The 26,039-nt window shown below is 34.2% G+C and carries 19 protein-coding genes; 11 read left to right on the top strand and 8 right to left on the bottom strand.

Features of this window, described 5'->3' with window-relative positions:
• Positions 1-9: 9 nt before the first annotated feature.
• The 4 genes from pdxY to H3T80_RS09440 all read left to right on the top strand — a co-directional run bounded on the left by pdxY (position 10) and on the right by H3T80_RS09440 (position 4,778).
• Complete coding sequence (gene pdxY / locus H3T80_RS09455; RefSeq protein ID WP_198201523.1) at positions 10-873, top strand: pyridoxal kinase PdxY; 864 nt, start codon at positions 10-12, stop codon at positions 871-873.
• A gap of 98 nt (positions 874-971) precedes the next feature.
• Entirely contained in the window at positions 972-1,433 is a 462-nt protein-coding gene (locus H3T80_RS09450) for an STY0301 family protein (protein ID WP_198201522.1), read from the top strand.
• 278 nt (positions 1,434-1,711) lie between these two features.
• The gene (locus H3T80_RS09445) at positions 1,712-2,434 is read left to right on the top strand and encodes an IS1 family transposase (RefSeq protein WP_198201521.1); all 723 of its coding nucleotides are present in this window, start codon (positions 1,712-1,714) and stop codon (positions 2,432-2,434) included.
• Positions 2,435-2,924: 490 nt separating this feature from the next.
• Positions 2,925-4,778, top strand: coding sequence for an ATP-binding protein (locus H3T80_RS09440; RefSeq protein WP_198201520.1), 1,854 nt, complete (start codon positions 2,925-2,927; stop codon positions 4,776-4,778).
• A 113-nt stretch (positions 4,779-4,891) separates the two neighbouring features.
• Here H3T80_RS09440 and H3T80_RS09435 read toward each other — a convergent pair whose 3' ends face one another.
• From H3T80_RS09435 to rtcR, 3 genes are all read right to left on the bottom strand, one after another.
• On the bottom strand, positions 4,892-5,779 hold the full coding sequence (locus H3T80_RS09435) for a hypothetical protein (protein WP_198201519.1): 888 nt from the start codon (positions 5,777-5,779) through the stop codon (positions 4,892-4,894).
• A 643-nt stretch (positions 5,780-6,422) separates the two neighbouring features.
• Entirely contained in the window at positions 6,423-7,820 is a 1,398-nt protein-coding gene (locus H3T80_RS09430; protein WP_198201518.1) for an RtcB family protein, read from the bottom strand.
• 149 nt (positions 7,821-7,969) lie between these two features.
• Entirely contained in the window at positions 7,970-9,589 is a 1,620-nt protein-coding gene (gene rtcR / locus H3T80_RS09425) for an RNA repair transcriptional activator RtcR (protein WP_198201517.1), read from the bottom strand.
• A gap of 263 nt (positions 9,590-9,852) precedes the next feature.
• Here rtcR and H3T80_RS09420 point away from each other — a divergent pair, with 263 nt between their 5' ends.
• From H3T80_RS09420 to H3T80_RS09405, 4 genes are all read left to right on the top strand, one after another.
• Entirely contained in the window at positions 9,853-11,073 is a 1,221-nt protein-coding gene (locus H3T80_RS09420; RefSeq protein ID WP_110448804.1) for an RtcB family protein, read from the top strand.
• 127 nt (positions 11,074-11,200) lie between these two features.
• Positions 11,201-12,781, top strand: a complete 1,581-nt coding sequence (locus H3T80_RS09415; protein WP_198201516.1) for a hypothetical protein — start codon at positions 11,201-11,203, stop codon at positions 12,779-12,781.
• A gap of 53 nt (positions 12,782-12,834) precedes the next feature.
• Complete coding sequence (locus H3T80_RS09410) at positions 12,835-13,590, top strand: nucleotidyltransferase domain-containing protein (RefSeq protein ID WP_198201515.1); 756 nt, start codon at positions 12,835-12,837, stop codon at positions 13,588-13,590.
• Positions 13,591-13,605: 15 nt separating this feature from the next.
• The gene (locus H3T80_RS09405) at positions 13,606-14,667 is read left to right on the top strand and encodes a DNA polymerase beta superfamily protein (protein ID WP_198201514.1); all 1,062 of its coding nucleotides are present in this window, start codon (positions 13,606-13,608) and stop codon (positions 14,665-14,667) included.
• A gap of 65 nt (positions 14,668-14,732) precedes the next feature.
• Here the strand turns inward: H3T80_RS09405 and treC are convergent, their stop codons facing one another.
• The 4 genes from treC to H3T80_RS09385 form a co-directional block, all read right to left on the bottom strand.
• Positions 14,733-16,409: an alpha,alpha-phosphotrehalase gene (treC, locus tag H3T80_RS09400; protein WP_198201513.1), complete on the bottom strand. Its 1,677-nt coding sequence runs from the start codon at positions 16,407-16,409 to the stop codon at positions 14,733-14,735.
• Between the two features lie 78 nt (positions 16,410-16,487).
• Positions 16,488-17,915: a PTS trehalose transporter subunit IIBC gene (gene treB / locus H3T80_RS09395; protein ID WP_198201512.1), complete on the bottom strand. Its 1,428-nt coding sequence runs from the start codon at positions 17,913-17,915 to the stop codon at positions 16,488-16,490.
• Between the two features lie 182 nt (positions 17,916-18,097).
• Positions 18,098-19,060, bottom strand: coding sequence for a trehalose operon repressor TreR (gene treR / locus H3T80_RS09390; RefSeq protein WP_198201511.1), 963 nt, complete (start codon positions 19,058-19,060; stop codon positions 18,098-18,100).
• Positions 19,061-19,638: 578 nt separating this feature from the next.
• Positions 19,639-19,983 (bottom strand): helix-turn-helix domain-containing protein, encoded by a 345-nt coding sequence (locus tag H3T80_RS09385; RefSeq protein WP_110448811.1) that lies wholly within the window; start codon positions 19,981-19,983, stop codon positions 19,639-19,641.
• A gap of 134 nt (positions 19,984-20,117) precedes the next feature.
• Here H3T80_RS09385 and H3T80_RS09380 point away from each other — a divergent pair, with 134 nt between their 5' ends.
• From H3T80_RS09380 to H3T80_RS09370, 3 genes are all read left to right on the top strand, one after another.
• Entirely contained in the window at positions 20,118-20,753 is a 636-nt protein-coding gene (locus H3T80_RS09380; RefSeq protein ID WP_086363605.1) for an NAD(P)-dependent oxidoreductase, read from the top strand.
• Between the two features lie 345 nt (positions 20,754-21,098).
• The gene (allB, locus tag H3T80_RS09375) at positions 21,099-22,466 is read left to right on the top strand and encodes an allantoinase AllB (RefSeq protein ID WP_198201510.1); all 1,368 of its coding nucleotides are present in this window, start codon (positions 21,099-21,101) and stop codon (positions 22,464-22,466) included.
• Between the two features lie 49 nt (positions 22,467-22,515).
• The gene (locus H3T80_RS09370) at positions 22,516-23,898 is read left to right on the top strand and encodes an NCS1 family transporter (protein ID WP_110448814.1); all 1,383 of its coding nucleotides are present in this window, start codon (positions 22,516-22,518) and stop codon (positions 23,896-23,898) included.
• 47 nt (positions 23,899-23,945) lie between these two features.
• Here the strand turns inward: H3T80_RS09370 and flhA are convergent, their stop codons facing one another.
• Positions 23,946-26,033, bottom strand: coding sequence for a flagellar biosynthesis protein FlhA (flhA, locus tag H3T80_RS09365; RefSeq protein ID WP_198201613.1), 2,088 nt, complete (start codon positions 26,031-26,033; stop codon positions 23,946-23,948).
• Between the last annotated feature and the right edge of the window lie 6 nt (positions 26,034-26,039).

The following is a 26,039-nucleotide window of genomic DNA, read 5'->3' as shown; positions in this document are numbered from 1 at the left end:
CAACGACTTATGAAAACCGTTTTATCAATTCAATCTAATGTTGTTTATGGCTATGCAGGCAACAAAGTTGCCACATTAGTCATGCAATTACAAGGCGTTGAAGTCATGCCGATCCACACAGTACAACTATCGAGTAATACGGTTTATCCCGATTATGATGGTATTGTGCTGGGGGCTCAGCAAATTACACGGATCGTAAATAGTCTCGAAAAAATTGGCGTTTTAAAATCAATTGATGCCGTTATATCAGGTTACATCGGCCTTGCCGAACAAGGTGAAGAAATTATTGAAGCAGTAAAAAAGATAAAATATTATAACCCTAACGCCATTTATGTATGCGATCCGGTTATGGGCGGAGATATTAATAAAGGGAGTTCGCTACCGCAAAATATTATTGATTTTTTCACTAACCAAGCGATTAAACATGCAGACTATATTACGCCGAATTTATTAGAATTACAGATATTATCGAATATCGAAATTAAAACCTTTAGCGATGTACAAACAGCAATCAAAAAACTGCAACATCAACCTATCCAAGCAATTTTAGTTAAGAATTTAGTCCATGCTGGCAAAACTACAGAATTGTTTGAAATGATATTAGCCACACCTTCGCAAAGTTATCACCTTGCCCGTCCATTATATGATTTTCCTTATCGTCCATTGGGCGTTGGCGATTTAATCTGTAGTTTGTTCACTGCTCACTTAATCAATGGCAAATCACAATTAAATGCATTTGAACTAGCCGCCAATGCAGCGAATCATGTATTAGCTGTTACCAAACAAAAAGAGGTTAGAGAACTAGCGATTATTGATTCACAGGACTGGCTGAAAAAACCTGATTTACAGTATCGAGCAACACCATTATTATAAAAACAGCATTTTAAAAAATAATTTGATTTAGATTATTGGCATAATTAATTAACAACACTAATAATAGATTAATATGTCATGTAAACAGGATGGATGAGATGAAAGGTTACCGAGTTAGTTTGATTGCAACAGCGTGGTTGGCAACTATTGGGGTTGCTACTGCTTACGAAATTGATTGCCCAACCCGAATCAATATTAAATCCGATCATCCCGAACTTGAAGCAACTCCTGAGGGTTGGCAAGTTTCAATCAACAAAAATCGTAGCCTACTACTCACTAGTCTTGGTGTTTATTCCGATGAACCAGTTAAATTATTTGAATTAAAACCTGAAATTGGCATTATTGATGGCAAAAAACATGACCTCACATGGCAGATCAATTCAGCCTATGATGAAAATGGAAACTACGTTAAATGTAGCTATAATGGTGAGGAAGTCCAATTGGCAAAAAAAATCGATCCATCGATGAAAAGTTGCTGGGCGATTTATGCAAATGATGAAAATCAACACACAACAGCCAAACTTATCTGTAGTACCAGCAAATTACAAGAAGTGGAATAAGTTTCACTGTTTAATATTAAGTGTTTGAATTTACATATCTTGAATATAGTGATTGTTATACTTAATCAATTTGATAATTGTCTTATCGCGTTATCAAATTTAGCATATTTTAATCTATGCTTAGATGTCATTAATTGAACTAATAAGAAACATATCAAGATTTGTAACAAGAAAATAAGATATTAGTAGTTTTAAACAATGAAAAAATTATGCATTTTCCTGTATTCATTATTTGTAAAAATAATTAAGGAGTCTATGCCATCAAAAGGTCAACGATCATGTATCATTCTCTATTACCAATTGAGCAACATCTTGCCGCTGAGCGTTTTTTGCTGGCGTTGCCGGATTTGGTGGCGACAACGCCTTTATGTCGACGTTTTAAACCAGCTTCATTGTTCATAAATATTGCGCCAATGACGTTAAGCAATCAACCACATAGCTTTATTGCAGATAAGTTTAACCTTTCAGCGCGAGCAGCAGGGCGGTGGGACAATGTTATCCGTCAATTGTTAGCACAATATGAACCCGATCTTTATCAAGCGATTCTTAACCTTGATCAAGCAAAACCAACAGAAGTTTTTCGTCAAGCTAAGGCTCTTAAGTCGTGGCTTACTGGACTACTTAAGACGTCTGTCATGCCTTGCGATTATTGCCACTCTTTGAATACTATTCGCATTGGCCATCGGCTTAATTTTCGTTGTAAAACCTGTCGGAGAACCTTTAACCCACTGAAAAAATATCAACTTAATAAGTTATCTCACCATGAACGATGGTTGCCGTTTATTGATTTATTGCTGCAAGGTGAAACATATAAAACCATTCAGCAACAATTAGGCATTAATGCCAATACCGCAGCTAAATGGCAGCGCTATTTTTTTACATTGATGGAAGAACAAGGATTTACACTTTTAGTTAACTATTGCCGAACAAAGCGACGCCAGCGTTATCGTCAAACTTGGTTAGATATTAATGCGAATAGTCCACATGTCAAAGCAAAATAATATTATTATATTTGTAAAAAATATTGAGAAGTCTATACCGTCTTATAATATCGTCGGTGGTTTATTAAGGCTCTTTAGAAGTATCGACATTATTGCAAGAATAACTATTTCCCATTCTACGAGAAACAAAAATACCTATTAGTATTTTTGCGTTTGCTATATTGGTATATCAGAGAATTTTTTGTTTTAATTAACATTATTAGAATAACAATAAAGTAATTTTAAAAATTAATAATTTTCTAAACTACATAGCTTAAATTGATTTATTAAAATGGTAAAAAAGTAAATTATCCATCAAGGATTTATTTCATATATTTAATTACCTTAGAAAGGGGAAATGTAATAAATTGTTGCCATAGTTTATTTGTTCAAATATCAAAAAAACATCTTTTACTTAATGCTAAAAAGAAAAATTCAAGTGATTTTATAATTGTTGTTTATTTATATTAAGGTTAATATAAATAAATTAAGTTATAAAGAATATACCTATATGAAAACAAATGTTGCAGGCTTAGTATCTTATTTTTATAAAAATGTTACGGTTAATGATGTTTTAAAAGAAGCCATAATGAATGCTATACAAGCTAATGCAACTAGAATTAATATTAATCTTCAATATGAATATGAAAGAACACTCGATGGTAAAACATCAAATCTTGGTAATTTAAGAGAAATAATTATAGAAGATAATGGAGATGGATTAACCCAAGAAAATATCGATGCTTTTCTTGAAATAGCAACAGTTCATAAACGAGATATAGGAGGAAGGGGAATTGGACGTATTTCTTTTTTGAATTTAGCTTCAGATATTAAAGTAAAAAGTATATCAAAAGAAAAAAAATTTGTTGAGTTTGATTTTACAAATCAATTCAATGAAAAAAAAATTAAAATAAGTGATAGTGATGAGCAAAATGTTTCATATACAAAAATTCATCTAAATAACTTAAAATTAAAGAATCCTAAAACACAAGTTACATCTTGCATTAACTTCACTAAAGAAAAATTCAACTTAATGCTTTTTTTAAAGCAACAAGAAACTGAAAAATGCATTTCAATTAATTTCATGGTTAATGGCCACCTCACTGATGAAATAAAAAGCAGTGATATTGATTGTTCAAAAAAAATAGAGTATGTCAATAATGATTGTAAATTTACTATTTACACATTTCAGAATAAAGAAAAACAAGGTATAAGAATATTTTATTGCGCCAATAATATTCAGATTAATCCTATAGTTATTTCTGAAACTTTTCGTACTCAATATATATTTGCCATTACTTCAGAATATTTTGATGAACATGCAAATCCAGAAAGAACACAATTTAATTTTCACTCTAATAATGATTTTAGCCAAACAGATATGTTATCTAATATCCCGGATAATAATTTTGAAAAAGATCTAAAGAACTTATGTTTAGAAATAGTATACGAAAACGAGCCTAATCTAGTACACGAAAATAAAAAAAAATTAGAAATAATAAAGAAAAAATATGGCTATTTTAATTTTGAAAATATTGATGTTAATAGTATAAATTTTGATGAAAAAGAAATAATTACTAAAATTAGAAATAAAATAAATGAAAAAGAAGATAGGCTGGCTACGTTACTTGAAAAGCCTAACGTTTCTATTGATGAACTACTTAATCATGTGATTGATCAAAATAAACATGAACTTGCAAAATACATTTTTCATAGAGATTTAATAGCAAAAAAAGGATTATCTTTAACTAATTCAGGCGACAATGAGGATATTTTGCATAACTTATTTTTTCCACAAAAAACTAGTGTGGTTGTTGAAAAAAATAAGGCTAAAAATCACTTATATGAAAATTGCGTTTGGCTCCTAGATGATAAATTTATGTCATATGTATACTCAGCATCTGATATAACAATAAATAGAATCAATTCCGAAATAGGAAGAGGTAATTCTGATTTTAAATCAGAAAAAAGACCTGATTTATTTATTTTGTATAATAGCCCAGAAGATAGTGATTTGCATAAAGATGTTGTCTTGGTTGAATTCAAAAAAGGAAATATTGATTATAAAGAAAAAACTTCTGCAATAGATCAGGTTGATGAATATAAAGAAAAACTCAAAAAAATTGTTAACAACATAAATAATTTCTATTGTTATATTATTTGTGATTTTAAAGCTGATGATAACGATATTGAAAGAGTTATGATTAATAGGTCATTTACTAAAGTCTTTAGCAATAATGGATGCATGTACTATGGTTATTTAAAAGGATCTGAAACACATGTAACATTCGTTTCATCAAATAGTATTTTTTCTGATGCAGTTGTACGAAATAAAACATTTCTAGATATCTTAACAACAGTTTAAATTAAACTAAATGATTCTAGCAGAAGACTAATTTAGACTAAAAAGATGCAAAAATTAGATAGATAAAATATAATTTCTAATCAAAAACATTATCAATGTGTTCAATGATGATATTATGCTTTATTAATAATCTTTTCAACAGTCTCTACTGTTGTACCAATAATTTCTGCTATTTTATTAATAGAAATATTTTCATGATAAAGTGCAATGACAAGCAATTTTTTTTGAGATTTTTCTACTTTTACTTTATTTCTCACAATAGCTAACTTTTTCTGTAGAGTCTTTACAGTTGATACTTGAATGTGAATTTTTTCTTTTTTACCTTTTACTTCGTGAGTATTTAATTCTGAAAATCGAGAGCTGATATTTTTAATAACCTCTGGATTTCTTTTTATTAACTTCATTACTGATATTGAATTTTGAATTACTAACATACTAACCATGACAAATACTATACCTAGAAAATAACTTAACAAAATTAATATAAACCATATATACATTTCAAAAACATCATTAAATTGTGGTGCTTGTTTTCTTGCATATGAAAATAAATACAGAGATAAGATAGCTAGTATCGTTGTAAAAAAAAATCTATATAAAGCAAAGGTTTTATTAAATACTAAAGATTTTTTAGATTCTTCAAATATTAGATATATAGCAAATTTCTTGGCTTCTTTAATTGTTCGACAAAGATTATAATATAACAAAAAAATTATAATTTTCTGTTTAAAGATATTTCTTTCCTTTAATAAAATACGTCCATATTCTTCTTCTAAAATTTTGTTTATAACATTTGTTTTTTCATCAAATTTATTAGTTTCAATATATTTATCTTTATATTCATCCAATTTTTCTAACTTTGATTTTCGAAAATAATAAGGAAATATATTTTTACTAATCCAATTAATAATTAGGCAGATAAAAAACAAAATAATAAGTGTTATGCCAGAAAAACCAAAATTATCAATTATATAATTGATATCATGAATTGAATTTATCATATTATTTACCGTTATTAAAAATTACTAAAACTACAAATATTCATCAACAATTTTTTGGCTAACGAAGCGAATATTAGTTTTAAGAGTAATAATGTTATTGATAAAATTGATGTTGTTTTAACTATTCATTATTTACCATAACACTTTGTAAAATCACTTAAAAAGTAATATATCATATTTTGTTTATACCTAGCAGTGATTAATCTAAACAGGTAATCGCTGTAGATAATTTTTAATTGTAAATACTTTGTTCATCATAAAGATGCTTACATGTTTAACCTTTTGTTAGATTAATTATAATCTTCAAATAAAATCTTTTAGACTTTTTTTACCTTTCCCCAAATTTTGTAAAAAACATTGAGAATGTCTATACCGTCTTAATTTTTCTTAGTAAAAAATAGATGCGATAAAACACAGTAAGGTTATATTGAGCAATTTTAATTACTGGTGATAATCATAGATTAATGGGTGCAATCGATCCTTGTGGTGATGGTTTAGCTGCGGGTTATTGATGATTGATTAAAATAACAAATCAAATCAGAAATGATAAAACTAATATAATAAAGATAATGACATCAATCATTATCTTTATTAACTCGCTATATAGATGCCAGTTTTTGGAGAAACTGACATCTTTTTTACATCATACTTTAAAGGTTATCCACGGTTTAAGTTTGACTGCGGTTTGGATTAAACCGGCATTCTCTTGTGCTTGAATGACTGGCGTAATCGGTTTATATGCAGCAGGCGCTTCCTCAAATAATCGCTCTTGTTTTAAAGTAACGCATTGCCATGGCAATAAAGCGTTATCAGAGGCCAATTTTTTACTGCGCATCGTTTGCCTTTTTTCAGCTCGTCCTGCGCCATGTGAGCAAGACCATAACCAATCAGGATGACCTTTTCCTATTGCAACATAAGAATAATCACCCATAGAGCCTGGTATCAATGCTATTTCACCTAAATGTGCGGGTGTTGCACCTTTGCGATGAATATTCATGCCATTCTCAGGAAAAATGACATTGTGTGAGATATCAACCAATAATTGACTCGCATCCTGCTTAAAGAGAGTATTAAAGGTTTTACGTACCAGCTCAGTGATCACAATGCGATTTATCCAAGCATAACGAGCAGCAACGCCCATCGCTTGCAAATACTCTTGAGCATGATTGTCTGTCAAAGCAAATAAACCTGATTTAGGGTATTTTTGATCGACCGGCCATAATGCTTTGGCTTTATCTTGCCAACGCTTGCCAATATAAAAACCGACATCACGTGATCCAGTATGAATCATCACCACAATATCATCTTTTTTTAAACCTAATTGATAAGCGACATGGCGATCAATAATTTCATCAACAATTTGTAATTCAACAAAATGGTTACCTGAACCGACTGTACCTAAACTTGCCGGACGAATAATCGCTCGTTTTTCAAAAAAGGCTTCGGGAGCATACTGACTATCCGCCGAAAGTAAATTATTGCCAGAAATTTTACTAATTTCATGTGAGAGCCGCTCAAAATCGACACTATTCCATAAACCTTGTTGCGGTAAAGCTCCTAACCAAGCTGCAAGACCTTCATCAAAAAGAGCCTGAAAAGAAGTGCGGGTAACTGGCACATCGCGCTCATCATGCAATAACACTTGTTTCAATTGTTCAATGAGACTTGATTTTTGTTCATCCACCTCATTAAGACTTAAGCCTGTAGTAAACAGGCGCATCCCACAATTAATATCCGTGCCTATCGCCGCAGGAATAATTAAATCAGGAGTCGTGGCAACTATACTTCCAACTGGTGCAATCGTACCAGGATGAAAGTCTGGCGTAGCCCTTGCAGCGCAAACTTTGCCATCACTATTGGGCATTGTTACCGATGCAAAATCGAGTAATTGCTCAACCGCTTTTTCTTCTAAAGGTAACGGATTAGGTAATAATACTTGTGCCGTAATATCTTGTTTATTAAATGTGTAAATATCATTATTAAAATGAGTTTCAATCCCACTTCGGGATAAACGTTTTTGTAAACGGGTAAATGTAGACATAATAGCCACCTAGAAAACAATAAAATACCGTCCTCTCAATTTGAGAAGATAATTACTGTTTCCTGCAGCAGCACTATTCAGGAAAGCGGCCGTATTCTAGACTAAAGTTTATTAAAATGTAAACTGATAAATTATTTTTTATTAGATCATCAATTATTTCTGTGTATTATTTCCCAACTCAGGCCAAATTTAGCTAAGTATTTTTTTAGGCGATCAGCATCGTTACTGCGCTGTTTTTTACATCTTGAAACAGCAAATAGTACTCGGCCTGCTTCAGACAAGGAGGCGCTGTTTTGGCATATTTCTAATACTTTTTCTAACTGGCAACGATCAAATTCATCAATTTCAGTTGGAATTAAATCGTTATAGCTTTTGGTTGTTTGCTGCCAATTTTGCTGTAAACGACCGATTTCTTGCTCAACCTGTTGTAATGTAATATTGGCTTGTGGTGCTAATGTCGCCATACGGGTAATCGAACTATTGAGCTCACGAAAATTGCCTTGCCATTTTACTTGAGGAGAAGTGGCAAATTTCAGATAGGCATTACGGGATTGTTGATTAAATCGTGGCATAATGCCGTATTCTTTGGCATAACGGGCTAGCTCAAAATCAATATTGGGTTCAATATCTTCCTTTCTTTCCGCCAATCCTAGTAATTGATAACTCCAAAGATTAATTCTTGCAAAAAGATCTTCACGAAACTCACCTTGTGCTATAGCCTGTTTGAGATCTTTATTGGTACCAGCAATTAATTGAAAATTGCTTTGAATCGGTTTGTCACTGCCATACGGATAAAATTGTTTTTCTTCTATCGCTTTCAATAGCATTGCTTGTTCATCAAGACCTAATTCACCAATTTCATCTAAAAACAATAAGCCACCATCGGCACTTTTAAGTAATCCGGTGCGCGCAATATTGGCACCAGTAAACGCACCTTTAACGTGACCAAACAAGGTTGACATGGCGCCATCACCGCGTAATGTTGCACAGTTGATCTCAACAAATTGCCCTTGAATTTGATGATTATTGTGTTTGAGTAAATAAATCTGTTTAGCTAAAAATGATTTACCCGCACCAGTTGGCCCAGACAATAAAATCGGCGCATGTGATCGACTAGCAACTTGTTCTATTTCGGCTATTAGCTGATTAAATCGCTGATTACGGGTTGCAATACCCGATTTTAAAAGATCGGTGGCCTGAGATGCATAGTGTTGGAAACGAGTCAGGATCTTATCATATCGATGTAGATTCAAATCAATCTGATTCATTGTGCCACGAGGAGTCATTGCCAATATGTCATCGTCATTTAACTCATTATTGCTAGCGCTAATATCTTTTGGTTGTGGCGGTGACATTTGGAGCAATTTGGCCGGAAAGTAACGTGATTCAGTCAATAAAAACCAGCAAATCTGTGCAACGTGTGTCCCAGTAGTAATGTGAACATAATATTCTTCTTTATCAGGCTCAAAGGTATATTTTTCGGCAATATCAAATAAGCAAGTATAAACTTGCTCAAAATCCCAAGGATCTGCTATGTCTATGACTATTGGTCTAACTTCAGTCTGTGGTGATAACAGTTTAATATCATTAATGATTTCACAAAGTAGATGATAATCATTTTGATAATAAAGTAATTCTAAACGAGTAATAGGTTTATCGGCATGATGACATAAAGCAATGGTTGGTCGCCAATGCTTCCATCGTCGTTTACCTTTGCCTCGTTGGTCAAGGACATTTCCGAGAAAACCAAACACCACATTCTTTTTCATAAACTTATCTATTTTTATAAATTAATATCTAAAATTATAAAAAATACCATTAAAAAAAACCATGTAAATTTTAATCAATAATGAAGAAAAAAATTTATTTCATTTAAAAACATGTAATTAAAAAATAATTTTAGCTTTTTTTATTAATTGGCACGCTTTTCGCAATAATTAATATGAAGATATAAAAAATATTTTTATAAAACTAAACTTATCAACAAGTGATAACTTGTTAAATGAAATGAAAAAGAGAAAAGGAATTAAAAATGACTCAATATCATTTATTGCAAACCGAAAATGCCAAACCGATTAAGATGTGGACAGAAGGAGTACCAGTTGATCAAGGAGCTAAAGACCAATTAAGCAAAACAGCACAACTTCCTTTTATTTTTAAGCATATTGCTGTAATGCCTGATGTTCATGTTGGTAAAGGTTCGACTATTGGTAGCGTAATCCCAACAATGGGCGCCATTATTCCTGCTGCCGTCGGTGTGGATATTGGTTGCGGGATGATAGCCGTACAAACATCATTAATGGCAACAGATTTACCAGATAATTTATTACCATTAAGAACCGAAATAGAAAAAGCGGTACCACATGGTATCTCGCCAAAAAATCATAAACAAGATAATGGTAGTTGGCATAATCCACCGACTTTGATCGACCAACATTGGCAACAATTATTACCAGGTTTTCAAAAGTTAATTGACAAGTATCCTCATTTGGAAAATACCAATAACTATCGACATCTAGGAACACTTGGTACAGGTAACCATTTTATCGAAATCTGTTTAGATGAAGCCGACCGAGTTTGGATCATGTTGCATAGTGGATCACGAGGTGTCGGTAATGCTATTGGTCGCTTTTTTATTGAGATGGCCAGAAAAGATATGGAAGTCCATATAAAAAATCTACCAGATAGAGATTTAGCTTACTTAGAAGAAGGTACTGAACATTTTCAGGATTATGTCGATGCCGTTCATTGGGCACAAGAGTTTGCTCGACTTAACCGTGAAGCAATGATAACCAATGTGATTTTAGCTATGCGTAAAATCATTACTAAACCATTTACAACACATATGTCGGCAATTAACTGTCACCATAATTATGTGCAAAAAGAGCATCATTTTGGTGAAGAGATCTTTGTTACACGTAAAGGAGCAGTTTCTGCCCGTAAAGGGGAATTAGGGATTATTCCAGGATCAATGGGAGCGAAAAGCTACATTGTTCGCGGACTGGGAAATGAAGAAAGCTTTTGCTCTTGTTCTCATGGTGCTGGACGGGTTATGAGTCGCACAGAAGCGAAAAAGAAATTTACCATCGCAGATCAAATTAAAGCAACTGCACATGTTGAATGTCGTAAAGATGCCAATGTTATTGATGAAATTCCAATGGCATATAAAGATATTGATGCTGTAATGACAGCACAAAATGAATTAGTTGAGATTGTTCATCAACTACGACAAGTGGTCTGTGTGAAAGGATAAATGATATCGAGGATAACTTCCTCGATGATCATGACAGTAATAATATGATAACTAATGATTACTTATAACATTTTGATATAAACAATTAATCATTCACGATAACGATAAGATATTTTAAGGATAAACAATGACAACGAATTTAAACACAACAACTGAGCAACCATTTCCAATAGTATGGGATAACAATAGAATCAGTATTTATCAGTTTTTACTCCCTTATCAAAATGCTGATAAATTACCAGATATAGCGCAAACACTCCCTGATGAATCTTTGGATAATAACGAATTCAAATGGGCAGATGGAGCAATGGATGGTGTTATCAATCATCACGGCGCATCAACAGAACAAAATTGTGCAGAAAATATGCTAATGTTGCTTCAACAAATAACAATACAACCTAATCAATCAAATATCGAGCAACTGTATAATTTAGTCACCACTGAACGTACATTAAGCTTTATTGATGATTTAGCTGAAGCAATACCGAACATTGATGTTGATTTTGATAAATTATATGAGTTTGTCTATTGGTTAGCCATTAATAGTCCTGATCGTGAAATCATTAAATTTAGTATTGCTATATTGGGCTGTTTTACCACCGAACAAACCGAATTATTTATGTTATTCGGTATGCATAATGAGTTTAGCTTATATTCTGCTATTGCATTAGAAAATACATTATCATCTGAAAATGATATTGAAAATACCTTAATGAAACTAGCCCAAAAAGTTGATGGTTGGGGACGTATTCAAATCGTCGAACGGTTAACCAACTATCCATTATCATCATCAAGCAAAGATTGGTTGTTAAGAGCTGGTTATCAAAATAGCATTATGAATGAATATCTTGCTTATACCTGCGCAGTAGCCGGTGAATTAGATAAGGTGTTAGAGCAAGAGAGTATTGATAATGAATTAATTAGCTCAATCGGTGAAATTCTAGAAGCATTAATTAACGGTGGGCCTGCTGAGGATATATATTGTTATGATGTTGGTGCTCAAGTTTGTGCCAGTTATTTAACTCATCTACTTAAACAACCAAACTTAGTCGATCTGAATATATTACGAACGGTAAAATTAATACATAATTTTGTTGCTGAAGAGGTAGATGAAAATACGCCTAACTGGCACGAACAAATAAAAGATGAAATAATCGAAAAAGCTAATCAGTTTATTCAACAAGATAAATGGCTAGAATTGATTGAAGAAAACCTAACGGCTAACAATGAGAATCAATTTTCGCTAGCAGCAGAACTTTATTCTCAATATGGTTTTGATGCATGGCCAGCACGATTTGAATATCAGAAAAAATATAATGGTGATCAGTGGAATGATTTGATGCAAAGTGATTCAATATCAAGAATCCAACAAGTTATTCAATTAGCTAATCAACAATATGATTTTGCTAAACTCGCAACCGGACCAACATTGGATGATGGCTTTGGCGAAGATGATGCACATTATATATTATTAATGATATTACAAGAACTTAATCGTTTTCCTGAGGTTGGTGAAAATTTATTATTAATCGCTTTAAAAAGCCCGCTAATACGACATCGAACTATGGCATTAAATGCTATAAAAGCTTGGGAGCGGTCATTATGGTCAGACAATATCAAAACAGCAATACAAGAATTGGTAATCATCGAACCTGATGACGAGATTAAAGAAGATTTAGCCGCATTAATAGCTGAAATGAATGATTAAAAATTTTATTCAATTGATGGTTATTATAAAAATTAATAAGGATGTTATTGAAAATGCAAAACCGTATACAAGAAAAACTTATTGAATTAGAACAACAATATAACATCAATATCATTTTTGCCTGTGAGTCTGGTAGCCGAGCATGGGGATTTCCCTCACCAAATAGTGATTATGATGTTCGTTTTATTTATATTCATCCACTTGATAAATATTTATCAATTGATAATCCTGCTTCTCATCTGACTTTTCCAATCGACGATGAGTTGGATTTACATGGGTGGGATTTGAAAAAAACGTTACAGTTAATTCGCAAATCCAATACTACGCCATTTGAGTGGTTGCAGTCACCAATCATTTATCAGCAAAATGCTGCAATCGCTGAGCCATTATGGCAATTATGCACAGAATTTTTTAATGCCCGCGGTAATATTTTTCACTATTTAGGTATAGCGAAAAGTGCTTGGCAAAGTAGTGAAGGGCAACAAATTGGTGTCAAAAAGTTATTTTATGTGTTAAGACCACTATTATGTGCTAAATGGTGTTTAGAAAAACAGCAAATCGCACCGATGGCAATAGCACCATTATTGACGCTATTGCCCGAAAATTTACGTAACAAAATCAATAAGGTTATTGAGCAAAAAGCAACCATGGCTGAATCACAACTTATCGCTATCGATCCTGAAATATTACTATTTATTGAACAATCGATGAATGATATCTTGCAACAGGTTGCACCAATAACAGAACGGCATTTTAAACCAGCTAAATTAGATCAATTTTTCATAAAAACATTGATGGATTTGCAATAGGGAAAAGAATATCAAATGACAATTGATGATTTAAAAAGGCAAAATTTAATCTTATTTGAGGTTATCAGTGGTAGCCGTGCTTTTGGATTAGCCACTGAAACATCCGATACTGATATCAAAGGGGTATTTTATCTACCAAAAGAAAAATTTTATGGACTTGAATACATTCCGCAAATTAGTAATGCCTCAAATGATATTGTTTATTATGAATTAGGCCGGTTTGTTGAATTACTGCTTAAAAATAACCCTAATATTTTAGAAGTGTTAGCTTCCAGCTCGGAATGTATTTTATATCAACATCCGATTATGCAGCAGTTGACCCTTGATCTTTTTTTATCTAAACAAACCGAACAAACATTTGCTCACTATGCAATATCGCAAATAAAAAAAGCTAAAGGGTTGAATAAAAAAATCAATAACCCAGTAGAAGTTAAACGAAAAACAGTACTGGATTTTTGTTATATTATTCAAGGGCAACATACTTATCCAATGACCAACTGGTTAACAAAAAATGGTTTACAGCAACAGTGTTGTGGTTTAGTTAATATACCTCATGGTAAGGATTTATATGCCCTTTTCTATGATGCGTCAGGCAGTTGTGGTTATCATGGCATTATTCAGCATGAAGATTCAACGGAACTCTGTTTATCTTCGGTGAAAATCGATACCCCTGTAATGGCTTATTTGAGTTTTAATCGTGATGGCTTCTCATCGCATTGCCGTGACTATAAAGCGTATTGGCAATGGGTCGCCAATCGTAATCAACAACGTTATAAAAATAATATTGAAAATGGCAATGATTTTGATGCTAAAAACATGATGCATACCATTCGGTTATTGCAAGTTGCCTACGAAATCATGACAAAAGGAACCATTACCAATAAACGATCTAATCGCGATGAACTGTTAGCCATTAAGCAAGGTAAATTAAGCTATGATGAGATTATGCAACTTGCTGAGTCGTTATTAGCAAAAATTGAAACCGCATCATTGTCATCGCGATTACCTGACCAACCTAATCGCCAAAAAGCATTAGCGGTTTTACTAACTATGCGTAATCACTTATATCAATCATAATGATTAATAAAAAAGCGCTTATTTTAATAACGGCGCTTTTTTACATTCAATTTTACTAAAGCTTATTATTTATCATCACCAGCCAATAAATATAATGCTTCGTATGGTCTTAATTGGATTTCAGCGTCGACTGCTGTTGCTTGCTGATAATTACTCAATAATCTTTGCCAATTACTACCTTGTAAGGTTTTTGGTAACTGCCAGTTAACAGGTTGCTCAGTTAGATTGGTTATCACTAGTAGTTGTTGATTATTGTAACGGCGCAAATAACACCAATAATCAGCAATATTGGCGGTTAAATCTTGATAATCACCAAAAATAAAGATTGGGTACTCTTTGCGTAATTTAATTAATGTTTGATAGCAGTAAAAGATCGAATTCTGATCAGCCAATGCGGCTTTGACATTAATTTGTCGATAATTATTTGCTACCTCAATCCATGGTTTTCCCGTTGTGAAACCAGCATTTAAGCTATCATCCCATTGCATAGGTGTGCGACTGTTATCACGTGATTTACTCGCTAAAATTGCTAAAATTTCCGCTTCATTCATCCCTTCAGCTATTTTTTCTTGGTAGATATTTAAACTTTCGACATCACGATATTGGTTAATACTATTAAAATGCGGATTGGTCATGCCGATCTCTTCACCTTGATAGAGATATGGCGTACCTTGTAATCCATATAGTAACATAGCAAGCATTTTCGCTGATTCACGGTGATATTGGTTTTCATTACCTAAGCGTGACACAATGCGCGGTTGGTCATGATTACACCAAAAAATGGCATTCCATGCTTTAGCATGCATCCCAGTTTGCCAATCACCAATAATATTCTTTAACTCAAGCAAATCTGGTTTAGCTAATGCCCATTTATAACCATTTGGATAATCAACTTTTAAATGATGAAAGTTAAAAGTCATAGTGAGCTCTTTTCCGTCTAACGAGGCATATTGCAAACAGTTGGCTAATGAGGTCGAAGACATTTCGCCAACGGTTTTGAGATCATTAGGTTGGAAAGCATCGCGACTCATCTCTTGTAAAAACTCGTGGATTTTGGGGCCATCGGTATAGAAACGTCGACCATCACCATTGTTGTCATCAACAAAATCCTGTTGTTTGGAGACTAAATTAATCACATCTAGTCTTAATGCATCAACGCCTTTATCTGCCCAAAATTGGCATACTTTCTTAATTTCGTTGCGAACTTGTGGATTTTCCCAATTAAGATCTGCTTGCTCTTTAGCAAATAGGTGTAAGTAATATTGCCCAGATTGTTCATGCCATTGCCATGCTTTACCACCAAACTTGGAGCGCCAATTATTGGGCTCGCTACCGTCAGCCTTAGCATCTTTCCAGATATAAAATGAGCGATAAGGGCTAGATTTATCTAAGGCTGATTTAAACCATGGATGCTCGGTTGAGGTATGGTTAAACACCATATCCATCATAATGCGGATGCCACGTTCATGCGCCTGTTTGACTAATAATTCAAAATCCGCTATTAAACCATAAGCCGGATCGATATCGTAATAATCGGCAACATCGTAGCCGTTATCTATTTGCGGTGATGGGTAAATCGGCGTTAACCAAATTGCGCTAATGCCGAGTTTTTTTAGATAATCTAATCGGCTAATGATGCCTAATAAATCGCCTGTGGCACTATCTTGGCTGGCTTGAAAACTTTTTGGGTAGATTTGGTAAATGGTGCCGTTTTGCCACCACGGAATATCAATTTTATTCATCACTTGCTCTTTATTTTTAATCAGTAAATTGTAATATTCACTCTTCTGTAAAGTTGGGTGAATCACCCGCGCTATTTTTTATTGGACATTGAGCGTGCCTTTTTTCTGTTTTATCTTATAAACCACTATCGTTAATAAGATCGGAACGACAATCGCCACTAACATCGCCAATGCATAAATCAACCAGTAAACTGGCTTTATCGATAAAATACCTGGTAATCCCCCCACGCCGATACCGTTGGATAATACGCCATTTAAACCACAGATTAATCCCGCACAAGCGGCACCAATCATGGCGCAGTACATTGGGAATTTATAGCGTAAATTAATACCGTACATCGCCGGCTCTGTCACACCGAGATAGCCAGATATTGCCGCAGGAATGGAGACTTCTCGTTCATTATGTTTTTTACTTATTAAGATGATACCAACCACCGCTGATGCTTGGGCGATATTGGATAAAGCGATAATTGGCCAAATAGGTGTACCCCCCATGCTTTCGGTCATCTGCATATCGATGGCTAATGTGGTGTGGTGAATACCTGTAATAACCAAAGGAGCATAGAAGAAGCCAAAAATAGCTGAACCAATAAAGGCATAATCACCGGTCATTAAATACTTAACCACATAAGCAATCCCATCACCAAGCATGCGTCCAATAGGCCCTAAAATAAAGTGTGCTAAGACGACTGATAGCATTAAGGCAACGATTGGCACAATCACTAGATTTAAGTAATCAGGAATAATTTTACGAAGGCGTGTTTCAATCCATCCTAATGCTAATCCAGCAAAAATTGATGGTATAACTTGTGCTTGATAACCCACTTTGGCAATGGTAAACCAACCAAAATCCCATACTTCAGGAATAACCTTACCCAAATTATAAGCATTCATCAATTGTGGTGAAACTAACGTTATACCTAAAACAATACCTAAAACAGGCGATCCCCCCATTTTTTTAACAGTTGACCAGCAAATAGCCACCGGTAGAAAATGGAAAATCGCTTCACAAGGTAACCATAAGAAACTATGAATCGGTACTAACCAATGATAGGTATCGGTAAGAGGTTTATCGTCAATAGTTGGCATTTCACCAATCACATTACGCAAGCCAAGTAATAAACCACCGGCAATTAAGGCTGGCAACAATGGCACAAAGATTTCAGCTAAGTTTGAAATTAACCGTTCAAACCACGACATATTTTGCTTAGCAGCTGCCTTGGTTTGTTCTTTGGTTGCTTCATCAATATTTAGTTGTTCAATCAATAATTTGTAATAACTATCGACATTGGTACCAATAATAATTTGAAATTGCCCAGCATTATTAAAACAGCCTTTGACAAAAGGTAATTCTTCAATAGCGTCAACATTGGCTATTTTCGGATCAGCAAGCGCAAATCTTAATCTAGTTAAACAATGGGTGACACTGGCAATATTTTCTTTTCCGCCAACCAGCTCAATTAGTTGCATAATTGATGCGGTTGAAACTTTAGGTGCTTTCGCCATTGTTAAGTCTCCTTATTTTCAATTTAAACCAATATTTTGGTTTTTAGTTAAATCATTTCGATCCTAATTTGATAGAGATTAAGCATAAATGGAATGACTATTTAAATAAATGGGAACGTTCCCTTTTTGTGATAAATCTCACAATTTTCAGATAATCACAGCTAAATGCGATACACAGTGAATTATTTCAGTAGTTGGGATGGAACAGTAATAATTTTAGCGTTTACTTGTTTTTCTAACATCAGTAATAGCTCGTTTGCCGCATAGATGCCAGCTTTATCAAAACCAAGATCAACCGTTATCGTTTGAGAAAATAAGAAATTTAGCAACTCACTACTACCGATACTAATAACAACAATATTATTAATATTTTTTTCCGATAAAAGTTTATTTAAGCCTAAAGCAATCGAATCAGTAGCACAAACTACCGCTGTTGGTGAATGAACTAACACCGATTCGGCAAGCTCATAACCAGAATAATAACTTAAATTACCAAGTACGGCATTGGCTTGAATTTTATAGGCAGTACAAAAATCAATATAGGCCTGATAACGTAAACCACCAGTAGTTTGATCTTGTTTATCAACGCCAATAAAACCTATTTTTTTATGTTTTTCTGATTGATATAAGTAAGTTAGTGCTTTATTTACTGCACCAATATCATCATAACAAATACAAGAATAAGCCGGAAATGGCCTAGCAATCACCACACATTTATGTTGCCAAACCGTTAACAATGAACTGTCCAATCCCGTAAAAGCAAACACAATAATACCATCAGCTTGTTTTTCTCTTAACATCGTCAGATGTTCGGCGACTTTTACGGCACTAAATTGACTCTCAATAATTATAGGATCATAGCCATTGGCATAAAAAATCGGCAACATACTTTGCACAGCATGATTTTCAGATATTGAATCAAGGCGTGTGACAATAATACCGATAACCTTACTACCATAACCGCGCATTGCTCTTGCTGATTTTGAAGGAGTGAATTGATATTGTTCAACAATTGCCATCACTTTATTGCGAGTTGATTCCTTCACCATAGGATCATGATTAATCACTCGTGAAACCGTCGATTTACTGACGCCACTTAATTTAGCTATATCTTTAATGGTTAAATTAGTTGATGATTTACTCATAATCAATTTGTTGAATGAATATCAATTAAATCATAGTAATATAGATTAAAGAAAATAGCGATATTGACGCTTATTATGCGGTGGCAAAACAACTTAATCTATTATTCAAAAATAACATTAGTGTATTGTTTTAATTTGTTTTTATTATAATCATCAGCATATATTGCTAGTAATCGATTTATTGTTATCGACTGCGAAATCTTGATAGCAAAGTCAATTATTCTCATGACTGCCATTATTTAAAAATTTAAATTGACTCAATAAGTAATTTTTAATCATTACATTGATTATATTGGATTTATCAACCACAGCATTAGCTATAGGAAAGACGATAGCATAGAATCTCAGCTTTATTGTATTTAACAAATACTACGCAGGGATGGTATTGACGATTACTATAATTACTATAAATATACCACATCGAAAACTGAACAAAACCCTTATCCAAAGACAATAATTATTGCTTGTAATATAAATCTAAACCGAGATGAATTTTATTTTGGTTGGGAAGAATTTGATGGCTAAGCGCCAAGCATACTTATTAAAAAAGGGCAGAATAGCCCCTTTTCTGAGTAAACTTAAACCCTACTCGTTTTAGTGCTATATTTTGATTTGTAGATACTTCCCCAATCTAACATAGCATCGTGTACTTGCTTTAAACTTTCTCCAACTTCAGTTAAGGTATATTCCACTTTAGGTGGCACTTGTGGGTATACTTTACGGGTGATTAGGCCATTTTTTTCCATAGTGCGTAGATGAGAAGTAAGCACTTTTTGTGATATACCATTTAGTGATTTTTTCAGTTCACCAAAACGTTTGGTACCTGTCAGCAAATCTCGCACAATTAGGACTTTCCATTTGTCACCCATTAATAATAGAGTAGTTTCAACAGGACATGGCGGTAAATTTTCAATCACCTGCATAACAAAATTCCTTTAATTTCAACAATAGTATCTAAACGGTAACTATATTACTACTTGGTACCTACTTTACAATAGAAACTTTGGATATTAAGCTAAAAAAATTAATTTATCTAAGTCGTATTAAGGAGAACAAGATGAAAATTGCAGTCATTGGTGCAAATGGTAAATCAGGACAACTATTGGTTAAAGAAGCATTATCACGAGGACATGATGTCACAGCTATCGTACGTAAACCAAGTTCAAATAGCGACGCAAAAGCGAAAGTATTAGTTAAAGATCTATTTCAATTAACTTATGACGATTTAAAACCATTTGATGTGATTATTGATGCATTTGGTACTTGGACACCTGAATCATTACCATTACATCAAACTAGCCTTAAACATTTAACCGATATTTTAAGCGGTAAACCTAACCGTTTATTAGTTGTTGGTGGTGCCGGCAGTTTATACGTCGACCCAGAGCATACCGTTCGTTTAGCCGATTCACCAGATTTCCCTGATGAATTTAAACCATTAGCCAACAATATGGCGAAAGCTTTAGATCAACTAAGAACCTGTGATGATGTGCAATGGACCTATTTAAGCCCAGCAATTGAGTTTATTGCTGATGGAGCAAGAACTGGTCATTATACTGTTGGTGGCGAGCAATTCTTAGTTAACAGCCAAGGTAAAAGTCAAATCAGCTACGCTGACTATGCGGTCGCTATGATTGATGAAGCAGAAAAAGCCCAACATATCAAACAACGTTTCACTGTTGTCGCTGAATAATAGATATCGATAAATAACCTTACATTAAGATAGCCTATATACAAACGGTTATTTTAATGTAAGGAAAATCATTTAAACTTTCCACTCGACTAACCATATTTGTTCACTCACGCCAACAAACCAAAATGGTGCAAAAACACCAACCTTTGGTATATAAATGGATCATTTTAGTGCGCTAACAATTGAAAAAATTAGATTAGACCGGTTATCGGTTAACTGTTCAATTATTGGCATGCTTATTGCATAAATAAAAGATTATTATGAATAATTTGATAATGCCAATAATACTGATAATATGAATTATTATGTGTTTAATTTGTTATCACTTTACTTGGGAAAACGCTTATGCAGTACGATCTAATCATTAAAAATGGTATTGTTATTCTCGAATCAGGCGAGACTAATACCGACATTGCAATAAAAAATGGCAAAATTGCTGCTATTGGCCCTAATTTGGAGCAAGCAGAGCAAATTATCGATGCTGAAGGTTTAATTGTCAGCCCGGGAATGGTTGATATTCATGTGCATATTAGCGAACCTGGCGGTGTCCGCCATGAATGGGAAGGTTATGTTACTGGAACCAAAGCATGTGCAAAAGGTGGGGTGACAACTTTTGTCGAAATGCCACTAAATCAACTTCCTGCTACCACCAGCGGTGAAACATTGCGAACCAAATATGCAGCTGGTGAAGGTAAATTATATGTTGACGTTGCTTCATATGGTGGATTAGTTCCCTATAACCTAACTAATAATGGTATAGAAGAACAAGTTCAAGAAGGTGTTGCTGCGTTTAAATGCTTTATGGCAACCTGTGGTGACCCAAATCTTGACGGTGATTTCGCTAATGTTAATGATTATGCATTATGGGAAGGGATGCGCCAAATAGCTAAAACCGGTAAAATTTTAGCTATTCATGCCGAAAATGCAGCAATCACAGATATTTTGGGACAACAAGCCAAAGCACGAGGGGAAAGCAAATTATCACAATACGTAGCAACTCGTCCGGCATTCACTGAAGTAGAAGCTATTCGCCGAGCTATCTTTTTTGCCAAACAAACCGGTTGCCCAATTCATATTTGCCATGTAGCTTGTCCAGAAGGAGTTGAAGAAGTAATAAAAGCACGTCAAGAAGGTGTTAATGTCACTTGTGAAACCTGTATTCATTACCTCTATTTCACTACAGATCAATTAGATGCAATTGGCCCAATTGCAAAATGTTCTCCGCCAATCCGTGATCAACAAGCACAAGAAGGTTTGTGGAAATATCTCTTTGCCGGCCACATTATCACCGCCGTATCTGACCATTCACCATGTACCTACGATTTAAAAGATAAAGCCAATGCGTTTGATGCATGGGGAGGAATTTCAGGTGTGCAAAATAATGTCGATATTTTGTTTGATGAAGCCGTTCAAAAACGCGGTATGTCATTAAAACAGTTTGCCGATATCATCGCTAAAAATCCAGCCGAAAGATATAACTTACCAACCAAGGGATCAATTCAAGTTGGTAAAGACGCAGATATTATCTTTATAAAACCTCATTCAGACTATGTTTTAACTGCACAAGATCTCGAATATCGTAATAAATTTAGCCCTTATGTGGGTAGACAAATTGGTGCTCAAGTTGTGCAAACCATATTACGAGGAAAAACCATTTATCAGATTGATTCTGGTATTGATGCAACGCCGAGAGGTAGTTTTATTCGACGTTAATCATAAAATTAAAACGATAAAAAAATAAAATAGGTAGGAAAGGAAAATAATGAAGAATAACACAGCACAGTCATCGACGACACCATTGCAGATTGATAGTTCGTTATTACCCAAATCTAGCAAAGATAGAACAATGAATCCTTTGGCTTATGCCTTTATGTGGATTGGTGATGGTATGAATTTGGGTAATATGACCTTAGGTGCTAGCTTAGTCGTAGCTGGTGTCGCCACCATGAATATTTTCCAAACGTTTGCCGCAACGTTTATCGCAATATTAATCATTACCACAATTTTTGTCTTTAATGATCGTCTAGGATATCGATCAGGTATTCCTTATGTCGTGCAATTGCGAATGTCATTTGGCATAAAAGGTGCGATTATTTCTTCATTGCTCCGCGGTATTCCTGCTATTGTTTGGTATGGTTTTCAAAGCTGGATCGGTGCCACGGCACTCAATGAGATTGTAAAAATATTATCTAATGGTGATTTCGATAATGTATTTATTTGTTTCCTTATTTTACAATTTTTCCAAATAGCCTTATCACTATATGGATTCCATGCTATAAAATGGGTCGAAACCCTAATTTCAGTGGTGATTCTGTGTGCATTAGTTTATGTCTTTATTCTATTACTCAACAATCACCAAGATATTATTATCGATAAATGGGTAAATGCCGAAGGAACTTGGGGACTACCATTTTGTGGCTTTATTATGATGTTCTTGGGTAATTATGCAGCAATTTTTCTTAGTGCAGCTGATTATTCACGAGAACTAAAATCAGGTTTTAGCAATCGCAAACGTGGCCTACTCTATTTTTTACCCATTTTTGTCGCTTACGGCTTTATTATTACTATTGGTGTAATGTTAGCATCAGTCACCGGTAACTCGAACCCAGTTAAAGCGTTCGCCATTGTAGTAAATAATCCATATATTACCATTGTAGTCTCATCCTTTATTGTATTAGGTACCATTGCCGTAAATATTGTTGCTAACATCATCCCACCTGCTTACGTAATTACTTTATTAACTAAAGCGAAATATAAAGTGGCGGTAACCATTACGGGTTTATTAGCTATTGCTTCTTTCCCATGGGTGTTAGTTCAAGATACGTCAGCTAAAGGATTAGGTTTATTTATCTTAATTTATTCGGCATTTTTAGGGCCAATTGTAGCAATTTTATTGGTGGAATATTATCTGTTACGTCGACAAAAAATTGATGTAAACACGCTATATGATAATAACGGTCAATTTGCTGGTTTTAACCCTGCAGCGATTTTAGCAATGCTGATTGGCTCAGCGGCTGCATTTTATGAAGTTAGCTTAACATGGATTGTCGGTTTTGTTGTTGGTGGAATTAGTTATATTTTATTAACCAAATTTACCTTTAAAGATTCGCCGTTCAAAAAAGGAACTATTTTTGAAAAGAAATAGCTCAATTAAGTGACCAGCAAAATTAGGTAGTAAATTCAATGTTATCATCATGATTCACTACCAATTTGACAGGTCACTTTGATTTCACGATTATCGCTGATTTCTAAATTTGATAATACCGCTAATTGTGGAAAGTTAGGTCTTAAAAATTGCGCCAGCATAGCCCGCAAAGTATGATTAACTAATAAAACTGGCGGTGCACCCATTGCATCTTGCTGATTAAGGGCTTGCTGAAGCTGTTGGAGTATATGTTCCGCCAAACCAGGCTCAACATTACTGGTATTTTGTAACGCTTGTAGTAATATTCGCTCTAAACTGATACTTAATCCAATCACTTTTACCGGCTCTGTTCCCGGAAACCACTGCTGAGTAATCACTCTACCCAATGCGATTCTAACAATACTAAGTAAATGGTAAGCATCATTTTGGTTAGGTGCTTGTTCACAAATTGTCTCAATAATCGTACGCATATCACGAATAGAGACTTTTTCGGCCAACAAGTTTTGTAAAATTTTATGAAACGTGGTTAATGGTACGACACCAGGAATAAAATCCTCGACTAATTTAGGAATATCTTGTTTGATGCGCTCCAGTAATTCTTGCGTTTCTAAACGCCCTAATAGATCACTGGCAAATTGATGCAATAAATGATTAAAGTGAGTTGCAATCATAGTACTGGTATCAACCACGGTATAACCTAATATTTGGGCAGCTTCTTTATTATTGGCATCTATCCAAACCGCAGGTAAACCAAATGCGGGTTCAGTTGTTGCAATACCATCAATTTTTTCGGTCACTGTGCCAGGATTAATCGCTAACCACTTGTTATTCATAATTTCACCTTGACCTATTTCACCACCCTTTATAAAAATTTTATATTGATAAGGTGATAATGAGAGGTTATCGCGAATATGTACTTGCGGTGGTAAAAAACCTAATGTTTGGGCAAACTTTTTGCGTAAACTGCGAATTCGGCCTAATAATTCACCATTTTGGTTTTGATCGACCATAGGGATTAAGCCATATCCGACTTCCATCGCTAAAATATCTTCAATATTGACATCAGACCATGAAGCGTCAACATTTGACGGTTTAGTTGCTGCTACATTTTGTTGCGGAGTAGAGACTGACTTTTCAAGTTTCTTCTGTTTACTTAACCACCACGAAATGAGCGATAAAATAGCCGTAAACATTAAAAATACTAAATTTGGCATACCCGGAATAAGGCCAAGTAACCCAATTACAACCGCAGTTAAAATTAATACTTGTGGATTATTAAATAACTGCTTTAACATTTGGTCACTGATGTTTTCTTGTGAAGTGACCCGCGTCACAATAACACCGGCAGCAGTGGAAATAATTAAGGAAGGAATTTGCGCAACTAATCCATCACCAATAGTTAATAGCACATAGGTTGTACTGGCATCGGATAATGTCATACCATGCTGCATCACCCCAACTAATAAGCCACCAACAATGGTAATCGCCATAATCAATAAACCAGCGATAGCATCACCACGCACAAATTTACTTGCCCCGTCCATAGAGCCATAAAAATCGGCTTCTTGAGTAACTTCTGCACGCCGAGCTTTAGCTTCATCCTCACCGATTAATCCAGCATTAAGATCGGCATCAATAGCCATTTGCTTACCCGGCATACCATCTAATGCGAAGCGAGCACCTACTTCAGCTATCCTACCAGCGCCTTTAGTGATTACCATAAAGTTAATAATAACTAAAATGATAAACACAACAATACCAATGGCAAAATTACCACCAACTAAAAAGTGGCCAAAAGCTTCAATTACTCGACCAGCCGCGTCACTACCAGTATGGCCTTTTAGTAACACCACTCTAGTTGAGGCAACATTAAGGGATAAGCGCAATAAAGTTGCAAACAATAAAACGGTGGGAAAAGCGGCAAAATCAAGAACTCGCTTAGTAAACAGTGCCACAATCAAAATGATAATCGATAAGGCAATATTAAAAGTAAAAAAGAGATCTAAAATAAATGCGGGTAAAGGTAATACCATCATCGAAAGAATCAATAAAATCAACATTGGCCCAGTTAAAATTCGATAATGACCACTTTTTAAGCTATTTATTGATAATAGATTAGTTAATTTTGATTTCATCATAAC

Source organism: Gilliamella sp. W8145, from assembly GCF_016101145.1.
GTDB classification, from domain to species: Bacteria; Pseudomonadota; Gammaproteobacteria; order Enterobacterales; family Orbaceae; genus Gilliamella; species Gilliamella apis_A.
The sequence above is the reverse complement of the archived record's forward strand: the minus strand, read 5'-3'. Positions and strand labels throughout refer to the sequence as shown.

Bases quoted from the DNA above. Each gene is read 5' to 3' on its own strand.
- H3T80_RS09430 (WP_198201518.1), bottom strand. From the start codon at position 7,820: ATGTCTACATTTACCCGTTTACAAAAACGTTTATCCCGAAGTGGGATT.
- H3T80_RS09405 (WP_198201514.1), top strand. From the start codon at position 13,606: ATGACAATTGATGATTTAAAAAGGCAAAATTTAATCTTATTTGAGGTT.
- H3T80_RS09410 (WP_198201515.1), top strand. From the start codon at position 12,835: ATGCAAAACCGTATACAAGAAAAACTTATTGAATTAGAACAACAATAT.
- H3T80_RS09445 (WP_198201521.1), top strand. From the start codon at position 1,712: ATGTATCATTCTCTATTACCAATTGAGCAACATCTTGCCGCTGAGCGT.
- rtcR (WP_198201517.1), bottom strand. From the start codon at position 9,589: ATGAAAAAGAATGTGGTGTTTGGTTTTCTCGGAAATGTCCTTGACCAA.
- treB (WP_198201512.1), bottom strand. From the start codon at position 17,915: ATGGCGAAAGCACCTAAAGTTTCAACCGCATCAATTATGCAACTAATT.
- flhA (WP_198201613.1), bottom strand. From the start codon at position 26,033: ATGAAATCAAAATTAACTAATCTATTATCAATAAATAGCTTAAAAAGT.
- H3T80_RS09380 (WP_086363605.1), top strand. From the start codon at position 20,118: ATGAAAATTGCAGTCATTGGTGCAAATGGTAAATCAGGACAACTATTG.
- allB (WP_198201510.1), top strand. From the start codon at position 21,099: ATGCAGTACGATCTAATCATTAAAAATGGTATTGTTATTCTCGAATCA.
- H3T80_RS09435 (WP_198201519.1), bottom strand. From the start codon at position 5,779: ATGATAAATTCAATTCATGATATCAATTATATAATTGATAATTTTGGT.
- H3T80_RS09385 (WP_110448811.1), bottom strand. From the start codon at position 19,983: ATGCAGGTGATTGAAAATTTACCGCCATGTCCTGTTGAAACTACTCTA.
- H3T80_RS09420 (WP_110448804.1), top strand. From the start codon at position 9,853: ATGACTCAATATCATTTATTGCAAACCGAAAATGCCAAACCGATTAAG.
- treC (WP_198201513.1), bottom strand. From the start codon at position 16,409: ATGAATAAAATTGATATTCCGTGGTGGCAAAACGGCACCATTTACCAA.
- H3T80_RS09450 (WP_198201522.1), top strand. From the start codon at position 972: ATGAAAGGTTACCGAGTTAGTTTGATTGCAACAGCGTGGTTGGCAACT.
- pdxY (WP_198201523.1), top strand. From the start codon at position 10: ATGAAAACCGTTTTATCAATTCAATCTAATGTTGTTTATGGCTATGCA.
- H3T80_RS09415 (WP_198201516.1), top strand. From the start codon at position 11,201: ATGACAACGAATTTAAACACAACAACTGAGCAACCATTTCCAATAGTA.
- H3T80_RS09440 (WP_198201520.1), top strand. From the start codon at position 2,925: ATGAAAACAAATGTTGCAGGCTTAGTATCTTATTTTTATAAAAATGTT.
- treR (WP_198201511.1), bottom strand. From the start codon at position 19,060: ATGAGTAAATCATCAACTAATTTAACCATTAAAGATATAGCTAAATTA.
- H3T80_RS09370 (WP_110448814.1), top strand. From the start codon at position 22,516: ATGAAGAATAACACAGCACAGTCATCGACGACACCATTGCAGATTGAT.